15 protein-coding genes are annotated in these 11,401 nt (G+C 71.3%); 9 read left to right on the top strand and 6 right to left on the bottom strand.

Going from position 1 to position 11,401, the window contains the following annotated elements; translation table 11 throughout:
- On the bottom strand, positions 1–305 hold a 305-nt coding region (locus VM840_00920; protein ID HVL80137.1), incomplete at its 3' end, for a protein kinase.
- An 88-nt stretch (positions 306–393) separates the two neighbouring features.
- Between VM840_00920 and VM840_00915 the strand changes: the two genes are divergently transcribed.
- Both VM840_00915 and VM840_00910 read left to right on the top strand, forming a co-directional pair.
- Positions 394–1,098, top strand: a complete 705-nt coding sequence (locus tag VM840_00915) for a redoxin family protein (protein ID HVL80136.1) — start codon at positions 394–396, stop codon at positions 1,096–1,098.
- 3 nt (positions 1,099–1,101) lie between these two features.
- Positions 1,102–2,283, top strand: coding sequence for a YibE/F family protein (locus VM840_00910; GenBank protein HVL80135.1), 1,182 nt, complete (start codon positions 1,102–1,104; stop codon positions 2,281–2,283).
- A 3-nt stretch (positions 2,284–2,286) separates the two neighbouring features.
- On the opposite strand, the gene VM840_00905 is transcribed toward VM840_00910, so the two are convergent.
- Together VM840_00905 and VM840_00900 are read right to left on the bottom strand one after the other, a co-directional pair.
- A complete protein-coding gene (locus tag VM840_00905; GenBank protein ID HVL80134.1) occupies positions 2,287–3,345 on the bottom strand; it encodes a hypothetical protein in 1,059 nt (352 codons plus the stop codon).
- A gap of 59 nt (positions 3,346–3,404) precedes the next feature.
- Positions 3,405–4,787, bottom strand: coding sequence for a lactate racemase domain-containing protein (locus tag VM840_00900; GenBank protein ID HVL80133.1), 1,383 nt, complete (start codon positions 4,785–4,787; stop codon positions 3,405–3,407).
- Positions 4,788–4,900: 113 nt separating this feature from the next.
- On the opposite strand from VM840_00900, the gene VM840_00895 reads away from it, so the two are divergent.
- Positions 4,901–5,467 carry a DinB family protein gene (locus VM840_00895; GenBank protein ID HVL80132.1) on the top strand — a complete coding sequence of 189 codons (567 nt, stop codon included), beginning with the start codon at positions 4,901–4,903 and terminating at the stop codon, positions 5,465–5,467.
- A gap of 10 nt (positions 5,468–5,477) precedes the next feature.
- Here VM840_00895 and VM840_00890 read toward each other — a convergent pair whose 3' ends face one another.
- Positions 5,478–6,734: an acyl-CoA dehydrogenase family protein gene (locus VM840_00890; GenBank protein HVL80131.1), complete on the bottom strand. Its 1,257-nt coding sequence runs from the start codon at positions 6,732–6,734 to the stop codon at positions 5,478–5,480.
- 144 nt (positions 6,735–6,878) lie between these two features.
- Here VM840_00890 and VM840_00885 point away from each other — a divergent pair, with 144 nt between their 5' ends.
- Positions 6,879–7,808, top strand: a complete 930-nt coding sequence (locus VM840_00885) for an acyl-CoA desaturase (GenBank protein HVL80130.1) — start codon at positions 6,879–6,881, stop codon at positions 7,806–7,808.
- A gap of 50 nt (positions 7,809–7,858) precedes the next feature.
- Entirely contained in the window at positions 7,859–8,464 is a 606-nt protein-coding gene (locus VM840_00880; protein ID HVL80129.1) for a TetR/AcrR family transcriptional regulator, read from the top strand.
- Position 8,465: 1 nt separating this feature from the next.
- Here the strand turns inward: VM840_00880 and VM840_00875 are convergent, their stop codons facing one another.
- Together VM840_00875 and VM840_00870 are read right to left on the bottom strand one after the other, a co-directional pair.
- Entirely contained in the window at positions 8,466–8,795 is a 330-nt protein-coding gene (locus VM840_00875) for a plasmid stabilization protein (protein HVL80128.1), read from the bottom strand.
- 28 nt (positions 8,796–8,823) lie between these two features.
- The gene (locus tag VM840_00870; GenBank protein HVL80127.1) at positions 8,824–9,534 is read right to left on the bottom strand and encodes a uracil-DNA glycosylase; all 711 of its coding nucleotides are present in this window, start codon (positions 9,532–9,534) and stop codon (positions 8,824–8,826) included.
- Positions 9,535–9,583: 49 nt separating this feature from the next.
- On the opposite strand from VM840_00870, the gene VM840_00865 reads away from it, so the two are divergent.
- The 4 genes from VM840_00865 to VM840_00850 all read left to right on the top strand — a co-directional run.
- Positions 9,584–10,267, top strand: coding sequence for a class F sortase (locus tag VM840_00865; GenBank protein ID HVL80126.1), 684 nt, complete (start codon positions 9,584–9,586; stop codon positions 10,265–10,267).
- 30 nt (positions 10,268–10,297) lie between these two features.
- Positions 10,298–10,582, top strand: coding sequence for a hypothetical protein (locus VM840_00860; GenBank protein HVL80125.1), 285 nt, complete (start codon positions 10,298–10,300; stop codon positions 10,580–10,582).
- A 9-nt stretch (positions 10,583–10,591) separates the two neighbouring features.
- Positions 10,592–10,960 (top strand): hypothetical protein, encoded by a 369-nt coding sequence (locus VM840_00855; protein HVL80124.1) that lies wholly within the window; start codon positions 10,592–10,594, stop codon positions 10,958–10,960.
- A 19-nt stretch (positions 10,961–10,979) separates the two neighbouring features.
- Positions 10,980–11,401 (top strand): LLM class flavin-dependent oxidoreductase (locus VM840_00850; protein ID HVL80123.1); only part of this gene is annotated, 422 nt, incomplete at its 3' end.

Genomic DNA, 11,401 nt, shown 5'->3' with positions numbered 1-11,401 from the left:
CCGCTCAGGAGCGCCTCGGCCAGCGTCGGTCCCTCCACCAGCTCCATGACCAGGAAGTGCTCGTCGCCGTCGCGTCCGCTGTCGTAGACCTTCACGATGCCGGGGTGGTTGAGCGCGGCGGCCGATCTCGCCTCCCGGACGAAGCGGTCGACCGCGTCCGGGTCGGCGGCGAGGTTCTGCGCCAGCACCTTCACCGCGACCCGACGTCCGAGCTTCGTATCGGTCGCGTCGTAGACGGACGCCATCCCTCCCGACCCCAGACGGGAGCCGATGAGGTACCGCCCGGCGAGCATGCGTTCGGACACGTCGGCAAGATACCCGCACCCGGCCCCCGATAGACTCGGCGCGTTCACCGCGCCGTCGCCGGGTGCCGCGCGCCGACAGGAGGGGTCGATGAGCAAGAGACGGAAGGCTGCCGGACGCAGGAGGGGCCCGACGCCCGCGAAGGCCAGGACCGGCGCGCGGACGGAGCCGGGGCGCCCGAAGCCGCCGAGCCAATGGAACGCGACGCGCATCGCGGCCGCCGCCCTCATCCTCGCGCTCGTCATCGGCCTCGTCGCGACCGCCCTGATGACGACCTTTCGGGCCGACGACGGCGGGGAGGTGAGGGCGGCCGAGGTGACCGGCGAGTCCCTCCCGGCCTTCTCCCGGTCCGGACGCGACCGGGCCGAAGGCCAGCCCGTCCCCGCGGTGACCGGGACCGATCACGAGGGGCAGCGGGTCCGGTTCGGGCCCGAGGAGGGAGCCACCATCGTCCTGGTCGTGAGCCACTGGTGCCCCGAGTGCCGTCGCCTGCTCCCGGTCGTCCGCGACTGGGTGGCGCGCGACCGGCTCCCGGACGGCGTCCAGATCCGTCTCGTCTCCACGGCGGAGGACCCGCAGAGGCCGAACCACCCGGCGGGGGCGTGGTTGCAGCGGGAGCGCTGGACGGCGCCCGTGGTGGTCGATACCGACGGTGCGGTGGCGGACGCGCTGGGAGCCGGGTCGGGCGACCTCCCGCTCTGGGTGTTCGTGGGCGCGGACGGACGGGTGGCCGAGCGCCGGACGGGGCCGATAGAGCCCGACGAGATGGAAGACATCGCCGGCCGCCTGACCTGATCCATGGGCTCAGGACACGCCCACGGCACCGACCTGGACGTCCCGGCGCGCACCACGCGCCTGCTGACGATCGCCGCCGTCGCCGGCGCCGTGGTGACGCTGGTCGGGATAGCCGTCCTCAGGGTCTCCCCGGACGATACGACGTTGGGAGTGCCGGGGACGCTCGCCGAGCGGATCGACGCCGAGGTGCGGTCGGTCGACCTGGCCGATTGTCCCGGACAGCAGGACGCGCCGGAGGGGACGGGGGAGCGGTGCCTGGAGATCGTGGCCTCGCCCCTGGAGGGTCCGGACCGCGGCCGCCCCCAGACGATCGTCCTGCCCGACCTGCCCACCAGCCCGGACCTCGACGTCGGGGAGACGATCGTCCTCGGCTACGAGCCCTCCGCCGAGCAGGGGTTCAGGTACTCGTTCCTGGACCGCCAGCGCAAGCCGGTCCTGGCCTGGTTGGTGGTCCTATTCGCGATCCCGGTCGTGGTGCTCGGACGCTCCCGCGGCGCCGCCGCCCTGGTCGGGCTCGCTCTCAGCGTCGTCGTGCTGCTCACGTTCATCCTCCCGTCGATCATCGCCGGACGTCCGCCGGTCCTCGTCGCGATCTTCGGAGCCGCCGCCATCGCGTACCTGGCCCTGTACCTGGCCCACGGCTTCAACCCCATGACCACGGTCGCGCTGCTCGGCGCGCTCACGTCTCTCGGCCTCACCGCCGCGCTCGCGCACCTGTTCGTGGTGCTGACCCGCCTCTCGGGGTTCGCGAGCGAGGAGGCGATCCTGATCCAGCTCTCCATCGGGCAGCTGGACGCCTCCGGCCTCGTACTGGCGGGGATCGTCATCGGCGCCCTGGGCGCACTCGACGACGTGACGGTCACGCAGGCGTCGGCCGTCTGGGAGATCTCCGGCGCCAACCCCACGCTATCCGCGGGCGAGCTCTACCGATCGGGGCTGAGGGTGGGGCGAGACCACGTCGCCTCCGTCGTGAACACGCTCCTCCTCGCCTACGCGGGAGCCGCGATGCCGCTCCTCGTCTTCTTCGTCGTGAGCCAGGCCGGGCTCGCCGACGTGGCGAACGAGGAGGTCGTTGCGACCGAGATCGTCCGGACCATGGTGGGGTCGATAGGGCTGGTGGCGGCGGTTCCCATCACGACCTGGCTCGCGGCTCGCGTCGCCGTGATCGGGAGGCCGAGGGACTGATCGCTACCGGGAGGTGCGGTCCTGCCAGGACTCCCACGCCTCCCACTCGGGGTAGAGCGCGGTCCGCGGCGCGGTCTCCCGGCGCCGAGGCCAGGTCGCCCACAGGGCCCCACCGAGCAGCACCTCGCCGCCGGTGATCAGCATGAACCCCCACGTGGCCATCTGCGTGAGCGGAGCGCCGGAGGCCGGCAGGTCGTCGGATCCGCTGCGCGAGGCCGCCGCGACGACCCGGATAGGGGTGCTGGCCGTGCGGTTCTGCCCGTTGGACAGCCCGGAGACCTCCAGGGTGTGCATCCCGACGGCGGCGTTGGAGGGGATCGTCACGCGGGCCGAGTAGGACCCGTTCGCCCGCGCCGTCGTCCGCCCGACCACGACCGGGTCGCTGCGGAAGGTGATCGTGAGCTCCGCCGCGGGCTGGAAACCCTCCCCCGAGACGGTCACCTGCTGTCCCGGCGCGACCGCCGGGGTGGACGTGCGAGCGGTCGGGCCTCCCGGGGCCGGCGTGGGGGACCCGCCACCGCCACCCGAGCCGTTCAGGGTGTGGGTGACGGGACCGGAGTTCGGGGCGACGTCCTCCCAGTCGTAGTCGCCGAACCCCGCCGCGTAGACCTCGTAGCGGTAGCTGGACGACCTCAGACCGGCGGCGGACAGTACCGACCGGGCGGCTGACACCGTGAGGGTCGTCGACCCGTCGGAGTGAGAGACGCTCGCGTCGCCGAAACGGCGCTGGCCGCAGTCGTCCACCTCGCCGTCGAGCGCCGAGCCGGTGTCGAAGACGACCACGCACGCGTCCGGTTCGGCCGTCGACGCGCCGAAGTACAGGCCCCACACGATCACGTCTACGTCGTCGTTCGTGAAGCCTCCGTCGGTGCGGATCGTCCATGTGACGGCGGTGCTCGTGTCGCCGTGCGAGCCGGCCACGATGTCGATCGGTGAGCCGCCGGCGTCGCCCTTGGGGTCGGTCCACGACCCGGGGGCCGCCGAGGCGCTGCCGGCGCTCGCCAGCGCGGCCAGGTAGATGAGTACGACAGCTATGCGGCGCATGTTCCTCCCCCGGGTCATCGCCGCCCTCCTGCGGCTGCCGTGATGATGACAGACCCGGCCTACCGTGGGAAGCACCCTCAGGCCCGGTTCCAGGCCTGGGGGTAGCGGACGCAGGCGACGCGAGCGCCCGGTCCGTGCGCTGACAGCGCGTCGGACACGGCCTCCTCCACGGTCTCCGTGGCGTCGAACCCCACGTGGCGCGGGAGCGAGGGGTCGGTGGCGCCGGCGACGACGACCCGTCCGGCGTGGCGGAGGCGCTTCAACGGGAAGGTGGCCATGACCGCGTGAGAGCCGTGGAAGGCGTTGTGGTGGCGGTAGGCGTCGACGTACTCGGGCCTGGCCGCGTAGGCCTCCGAGTGCTCCCGCTCGATCTGGTAGGGGTCGCGCGTGACCGGCAGGACGTTCTCCCAGACATCGCGGTAGGACGGGTGGTGGTGGTCGTCCCAACGGTCCGGACACGGGGTCGCCAGCACCGCGGTGCACCCCGGCGCGCCGAAGGCCTCGATCACGCCACCCAGGTACCCCAGCCCCGTGGAGACGAGGGTCAGGAGCCGGTTCGTGTACGCGAACGCCGCGTACGGCGACCAGTCGGGGACGCCGTACACGACCACGTCGGCGGGGTCATCGATCAGGTCGCGCCGGGCGGGCTGGTGAGCCTTGCGCAGCTCTACGGCCGCCTGCCGGCAGGCGTCGACCGTCCCGCCGAAGACCCGCGAGACCTGCAGCGGGTTGGCCTCCACGGTCTCGAGCTTGAAGAACCGGTGGGAGCCCAGGCGGTCGGTGACGAGGGCCCCCATCTCGTCGAGCATCGCGTGCATCCGGTTGCGGTGGAGCGACATGGACATGTCGTCTGGGTTGTGGTGGTGACGGATGGACCGGTACGTGGAGAGGCCCACGCAGATCGACTTCCACCCGCCCGAGAAGCCCCGAACCGTGGAGCAGTTCACGTACACCACCAGGTCGGAGTCGACACAGGCCTTGTTCAGCTCCACGTGCAGACCGCCGGGGGTCGTCCCCAGGTCGACGAGGTGTTCGGGGTCCTCCGCGTCGTGGCAGGTGAGCCTGTCCGCGAAGGCGGTCACCAGGTCCTCGCCGATCAGCTTCGCTAGCTCGTCGTGCGTCCACTTGCGATGCAGGGCGTTCGCGCAGAGGAGGTCGACCTGCCTCGCGTCGACGCCCGCGGCCTCGAGCTCGGCGAGCAGGGCCCGTATGGCCACCGGCCATAGCGGCGCGTACATCTGAACGGTGGGGTCGTCGAAGGCCACCGTGACCCGGCGCGCCCCGCGAGCGAGATCGGAGAGGGGAGCCGAGTCGAGTGGCTCTCGCAGGGCCCGGGCCACCTCGCCCTCGAGATCCTCGCAGACCGGGAAGGGGACGGTTATCCCGGCGGACGGGAACACCGTATCGTCCGGGAGCTCGACGGAGATCGTCTCGTTGCCGGAGACGAGCTCGGTACGCATGCGGGGAGTGTACGTCTCACTCGCGGGCTCAGGCGAGGGCGAGGTCGCGCTCGTAACCTTGGGGGCCGGTCCGTCGGGCCGGACGCGGTCCCGATCCACACGTGGTCGGTGACATGACGAGCGAGGGAGACGCGATGACGGTCGACTGGAACCGCGAGCTGGTGGACCAGCTCGGATGGCACTGGGACAACCAGGCGCGCCCGCGGCTGGAGGGACTCACCGACGAGGAGTACCTCTGGGAGCCGGTGGAGGGGGCGTGGTCGGTGCGACGCCGTGAGGACGGGAGCCTGTTCCCGGACTGGGAGTGGCCGCCTCCCGAACCGGTGCCCTTCACGACGATCGCCTGGCGGATGTGCCACCTCATCGGACCGGTGTTCGGCGCGCGTGTGGCCGCCTACTTCCCTCCGAACCCCGAGATCGACTTCGAGGCGTACATGGACTCGGTCGATTGGCCCGGCACGGCGGACGAGGCGCTGGCGTTGCTGGACGAGAGCCACCGGCGGTGGAGGGACGGGGTGGCGGGGCTCGGTCCGGACGGCCTGGCGCAGCCTTGCGGGAAGCAGTCCGGTCCGTACGCCGACCACCCGATGGCGGCGCTCGTCCTGCACATCAACCGGGAGGCGATCCACCACCTGGCCGAGATCGCACTCCTGCGGGACCTGTACGCGGCCCGGCCGTGACCGGCTCGGGCTACCGCTGGGTGCCTACGCGCAGCTCCCTGAAGGGCACGTCGCGGTCGACCTGGGGCTCCTTCGGGAGACCTAGGACGCGCTCGCCGATGATGTTCTTCATGATGTCGTCGGTCCCGCCCGCGATGTGTATCCCGGGGGCGGACAGGAAGGCCATCGCCCAGGCTCCCGCGTCCGGGGCCTCCCGCCCGAGAAGGACCCCGCCCAGACCGAGGATCCGGGTGCCGAGCTCGGACACCTCCGACGCGAGCCCGGTACCGACGAGCTTCATGGCCGACCCCTCGGGGCCGGGGATGCCGCCCTTCGACACCTTCGTCAGCGCGCGGTAGCCCGTCAGCGAGAGGAGCTTGGCGTGGATGGCCACGCGGGCCATCTCCTGGCGGATCGACGGGTCCTCGATGGCGGGGCGGCCGTCGAGATGGGTCTTCTTGGCCAGCTTGTAGAGGGGCTTGAGCGACGCGCCCCGCGCCCCGCCTACGCCGATCGCGAACCGCTCGTTCATCAGCGTGGTCAGCGCCACGCGCCACCCGTCGTTCACGTCGCCGACGACCTGGTCGGCCGGGACCTTGGCGTCGGAGAAGAAGACCTCGTTGAAGGAGGCGCCTCCCGTCATCTGACGCAGCGGCCGCACCTCCACGCCCGGCTGCTCCATGTCCACGATGAAGCAGGTGATGCCGCGGTGCTTGGGTGCCTCGAGATCGGTCCGGGCGATGATCAGCCCCCACCTGGAGTAGTGGGCGCCGGTGGTCCAGACCTTCTGTCCGTTGAGGATCCAGTCACCCGAAGCGGCATCGCGCTCGGCGCGGGTCTGCAGGGACGCCACGTCCGAGCCGGCGTTCGGTTCGGACCAGAGCTGGCACCAGATCTCGGACCCGTCCGCCATCGAGGGGAGGAAGCGCTGCTTCTGCTCCTCCGTCCCGTGGACCATGATCGTCGGGCCGATCATCCCGAGGCCGATCGTGTAGGTGCCCGAGGGAACGTCGTAGCGCGACATCTCCTCGGCGAAGATGAACGCCTGCATCGGTGAGGCGTCGCGGCCTCCGTACGCCTTCGGCCAGGTGATCACGCCGTACCCGCCCTCGTAGAGCTTCTTCTGCCACGCCTTCGCCTTCGAGATGAAGTCGTCGTCGTCGGGCTCCTCGAGCATGTTGCGCAGCTGCTCTTCCTGAGCGGACGTCTTGCGAGACGCGTTGGCCTCGAGCCACTCGCGCACCTCGGCGCGGAAGGCGGCCTCCTCGGGCGAGTCCTTGAAGTCCATCCTGCGGTCCTCCTCGGTGGACGCGGCGATCCTGCTGTCAGGATACGCGCGGTGCCGTGGGGTCCGCCCCCTTGGGTTTCAAACGACCTACCGCGTGGTAACTTACGGTTCCGTAAGCGTAGGTCCCACTCGCAGGAGGGTTCCATGGCCATAGCCGTTCCGCCGCCGGCTCCCGTGCCCGGCGTCATCGCGCTCACCCCGCGGGAGATCCGGCTCCAGAAGACGGCCGTGCTGCTGTTGACGCTCGGCCCGCTCGCCGGGCTCGTCTTCGCGGTGGTGACGCTCTGGGGCTGGGGGATAACGGCCACCGACCTCACGATCGCGCTGACCACGTACTTCCTGTTCGGGTTCGGGATCGCCATCGGCTACCACCGGCTCTTCACCCACCGGGCCTTCGTGGCGAAGCGCCCGATCCGGGCCGCGCTGGCCGTGCTCGGGTCGATGGCCGTGGAGGGTTCGGTGATCTCGTGGGTCGCCGACCACCGCCGCCACCACGCGTTCGCCGACAAGGAGGGCGACCCGCACTCGCCCCACGCCGACCCGGAGGACGGGGTCCTGCGCAGCCTGTGGCACGCCCACATCGGGTGGCTGCTGAAGGGGGAGCGGACCGTGCGGGAGCGCTGGGCTCCCGACCTGCTCAAGGAACCGATGATCGTCCGGATCGACCGGGCGTTCCCGCGGCTGGTGATCGTCTCCCTCGTGCTGCCCGCCGTCGCCGGGCTGGTGATCACGGGCACGCTGCGGGGCGCGGTGACGGCGTTCCTGTGGGGCGGGGCGGTCCGGATGATGCTCCTCCACCACGTCACCTGGAGCATCAACTCCGTCTGTCACTACTTCGGCCGACGCCCGTACGAGACCGACGACCAGAGCACGAACAACTGGCCCCTGGCCCTGATCTCCTTCGGGGAGTCGTGGCACAACAACCACCACGCCTTCCCCACCGCGGCCATCAACGCGATCAAGCCGTGGCAGATCGATATCAGCGGCGTCCTGATCGCGGGGATGGAGAAGGTAGGACTCGTCTCGAACGTGCACCGGGTGACGGAGAAGCAGCTCGAGAAGCGGCGCAGCTGAGCCCCGCACGCGGAGGGGACAAGGGCAAGCCCGTGGCGGAGCGCGTCCGCATGACCGGGAAGCAGCGGCGACAGCAGCTGCTCGACGTCGCCCGGTCGCTCTTCGCCGAGAAGGGTTTCGAGGCCACCGCCGTGGAGGAGATCGCCCAACGCGCCGGGGTGACGAAGCCGGTCGTCTACGAGCACTTCGGTGGGAAGGAGGGTCTGTACGCCGTCGTGGTGGACCGGGAGGTCTCGAACCTGCTGGACCGCATCTCCCAGGGGTTGGAGTCGCGCCATCCGCTGGGGAAGCTCGAACAGGCTGCGGACGCGTTCCTCGGCTACATCGAGGAGGAGCCGGAGGGTTTCCGGGTGCTCGTCCGGGACGCTCCCGGGGGGCCGGGCGGGACGCTGCGCAGCATCATCGCCGACGTGGCCGCTCAGGTCGAGTACATCTTCGAGGACGAGTTCCGCGACCGCGGCTACGATCCGAAGCTGGCCCCCCTCTACTCCCACGCGCTGGTCGGGATGGTCGAGCTCGTGGGACGGTGGTGGCTGGAGGCGGGCAAGCCCTCGCGCCAGGTCGTCGCCGCCCACCTGGTCAACCTGGCCTGGCGCGGACTCGGGCGGCTGCAGCCCAACCCCAAGCACAAGGGCCGGGCGCGCAAGCCGAGCTAGGTCAGGCGCGGTCCACGGCGCGCTCGAGCTGGGCCTTGTTCATCTTCGACCGACCTTCGACCCCCTTGCGCTTCGCCTCTGCATACAGCTGGTCGTAGGTCCGGCCCCCGGGTCCGCTGTGGGAGCGCAGGCCGCCCCGGCGACCGGAGGAGATGTCCTCGGTCGAGGTCCGGCTCGCCTGCTCCGCCTCGCCGGATCGCGCCCTCTCCTTGTTGACGGTGCGTGCGGCGATCTCCTTCGCCTTCTCCTCACTGCGCCCGCGCTGCTTCAGGGAGTCCTTGATGTGCTCGTACTGTCGCTCACGCTTTCGGCTCCACGAGTCCTGGGGCATGGCGTCCTCCTTCTGCTCCTGCCCCGCGTCATACCCCGTCTCGGCGGACGGGGAACCGACCGAGCTCCATCGCGCGGGTGAAGACGGCGTCCAGCATGGGTGGGGTCAGGACGCCCGTGAAGGTGTTCTGCTGGCTCGGGTGGTACGACCCGACCAGCGTGTAAGGACCCACCTGCGCCTCTGCCGCATGCCCGAACCGCGGCTTCGGCGGGGTGACGTGCCCGAGCTCCCGCAGGACCCGCAGGGCGGCGTCCCAGGCGAACGACCCGAGGCACACGAGGACCCCGACCCCCCGTAGCAACCGCAGCTCCTCGGCGAGGTAGGGGAGGCACCGGTCCCTCTCGTCGGGGGTGGGCTTGTTCGCAGGGGGCGCGCAACGGACCGCCGCGGCGACCCAGACGCCGTCCAGCCGCAGCCCATCGTCGCGGGAGACCGAGTCCGGCTGGTTCGCGAGTCCGCACCGGTACATCGACGCATAGAGGAAGTCGGCGGAGCGGTCCCCGGTGAAGACCCGGCCGGTCCGGTTCCCCCCGTGGGCGGCCGGGGCCAGCCCGACGACGGCGAGGCGCGCCGCGGGATCGCCGAAGCCCGGGACCGGGCGTCCCCAGTAGGTCCATCCGCGGAACTCGGCCTTCTTCGTCCGGGCGACCTCTTCCCGCCAGGCGACGAGACGCGGGCACGCCCGGCAGTTCGAGATCGTCTCCTCCAGTCGGGCGAGCTCGTCCATGACCCCGATCATCTCACCCGGGGGGGTTGCGGTCCCGCCCAGATGGCCGATGCTGGATGGGATGAAGCCGCCGGCCCGCCTCCTGCTCGTCCTCGCATGCTCCGCCTGTGTCACTTCGGCGTGCGCGCCCGGTGGCGGCGAGATCGTCTCGGCGGCGGCGGTCCGGGTGACCGCGACGCCTATCCCCACGCCCGAGCCCACACCCATCCCCAAGCGGATCTTCCCCGAGTCCGACGTCGACCGGTTCGAGAACTCGGGAGGCCGCATCCGGTGGGAGCCGCAGCGCAACGCCGGGCCGTGGCCGACGGCCGCGACGATCGAGCTGCCCACCCTCGGGCAGTCAGCCCCGATCGTCCGGGTGGGGGTCAACTCCCGCCAGGAGATGCAGGTCCCGGGGAACGCACGGGACGTCGGGTGGCTGGACCAGGGGGGCTGGCCGGGGCAGACGCAGAACCCGGTGCTGGCCGGACACATCGCCTACGGCGGCCGGGCCGGGACGTTCAACCAGCTGCAGACGATCGGCGTGGGGGACCCCGTGCACGTGACGATGGACGGGGTCCGCTACACGTACTCCGTCATCTGGGTCCGCGCGTACGACCGCAACACCCCCCACGTCGAGAAGATCATGGGGTACACGGAGGTCCCGTCGATCACCCTGATCACGTGCGGGGGGACGTTCGACCGCCGGGCCGGCACCCACTCGAAGAGGATCGTGGCCCGCGCCCAGCTCGTCTCGGCTGCCTGACACCTCGCTGGCCCCGCTAGGCTGGAGGCCATGAGGGGAGACCGGGTCGAGGTCGTGATCGACGTGGGGGACGGCGTCCGGTCGTTCGAGATGGAGGCGACACGCGACGGACGAAGGGTGGAGGTGTCCACCTCCCGCGGCTCCGTCGAGGTGGCCGAGGTGACCCGGTCGGGACGGGCCGTCCGGACCGCGCGCTTCATGGCCACGCGCGTCGTCGCCATCGTGGAACACCCGGCGGCGGAGACCGCCGAACGAGCGCCGCGGGGTCCGAGGCGACGGCACCCGCCCGAGGACCAGGCTTCGCTCGGGCTGTAGGCTGTGCCGGTGTCCGACGCCGCCCCTCTCTCCGACCCCCACGGGGCGTCGGCAGCCTGGCCTCACGACCGTCCGCTGACCCCAGGGGAGGCCGCCCGGGGCGGGGCCGTCTGGGGCGTCGCGATGCACGCGATACTCAGCTTCTTCTCGCTGGCCATCCCCGGCCTGGGCAGGATCCTCGTCGTGTTCCAGCCGGCCGAGCGCCTCGCGCTGGTGGGCCTGGCCTCCGCGCCGCCCCTCGCGCGCTGGCTGGCGCTCATCGTGTTCCAGGGTGTCTTCTGGGCGCTGGCATCGGTGGCGCTGCTCGGCATCTGGAGGGAGTGCGTCGCGCTGGCGCGCTGCGTCTCCCTGCGGGAGCCGGGCCGCTCCACCGTCTGACAGAGCGAAAGGACGGGCGATGGGCTTCTCGATCGACGCCGTGCTGCCCCCGGGGATCGATGCGGCCGCCGACGCCGCCCCACACATGGAGGCGATGGGGTACGCGGGTCTGTACACGACCGAGACGCAGTCCGATCCCTTCCTCGACCTGGCCCCGGTCGCCCGCACCACGTCGCGGGCGATGCTCGGGACGAACCTGGCGATCGCGTTCGCGCGCAGCCCGTTCGTCACGGCCACGGCTGCCTGGCAGCTCCAGCGCGCCTCCAAGGGCCGGTTCGTGCTCGGGCTCGGCACCCAGGTGAAGGGCCACATCGAGCGGCGGTTCGGGATGACGTGGGAGGCGCCCGGCCCGAAGATGCGCGAGTACGTCCAGGCGCTCCGCGCGATCTGGGCGGCGTTTCAGGGCACGCAGCCCCTCAGCTTCGAGGGCCGGTTCTACAC

This window comes from Actinomycetota bacterium (genome assembly GCA_035540895.1).
Lineage (GTDB): Bacteria > Actinomycetota > JAICYB01 > JAICYB01 > JAICYB01 > DATLFR01.
This window is presented reverse-complemented; position numbering and strand designations above follow the sequence as displayed.

Bases quoted from the DNA above. Each gene is read 5' to 3' on its own strand.
- VM840_00915 (HVL80136.1), top strand. From the start codon at position 394: ATGAGCAAGAGACGGAAGGCTGCCGGACGCAGGAGGGGCCCGACGCCC.
- VM840_00910 (HVL80135.1), top strand. From the start codon at position 1,102: ATGGGCTCAGGACACGCCCACGGCACCGACCTGGACGTCCCGGCGCGC.
- VM840_00905 (HVL80134.1), bottom strand. From the start codon at position 3,345: ATGACCCGGGGGAGGAACATGCGCCGCATAGCTGTCGTACTCATCTAC.
- VM840_00900 (HVL80133.1), bottom strand. From the start codon at position 4,787: ATGCGTACCGAGCTCGTCTCCGGCAACGAGACGATCTCCGTCGAGCTC.
- VM840_00895 (HVL80132.1), top strand. From the start codon at position 4,901: ATGACGAGCGAGGGAGACGCGATGACGGTCGACTGGAACCGCGAGCTG.
- VM840_00890 (HVL80131.1), bottom strand. From the start codon at position 6,734: ATGGACTTCAAGGACTCGCCCGAGGAGGCCGCCTTCCGCGCCGAGGTG.
- VM840_00885 (HVL80130.1), top strand. From the start codon at position 6,879: ATGGCCATAGCCGTTCCGCCGCCGGCTCCCGTGCCCGGCGTCATCGCG.
- VM840_00880 (HVL80129.1), top strand. From the start codon at position 7,859: ATGACCGGGAAGCAGCGGCGACAGCAGCTGCTCGACGTCGCCCGGTCG.
- VM840_00875 (HVL80128.1), bottom strand. From the start codon at position 8,795: ATGCCCCAGGACTCGTGGAGCCGAAAGCGTGAGCGACAGTACGAGCAC.
- VM840_00870 (HVL80127.1), bottom strand. From the start codon at position 9,534: ATGATCGGGGTCATGGACGAGCTCGCCCGACTGGAGGAGACGATCTCG.
- VM840_00865 (HVL80126.1), top strand. From the start codon at position 9,584: ATGAAGCCGCCGGCCCGCCTCCTGCTCGTCCTCGCATGCTCCGCCTGT.
- VM840_00860 (HVL80125.1), top strand. From the start codon at position 10,298: ATGAGGGGAGACCGGGTCGAGGTCGTGATCGACGTGGGGGACGGCGTC.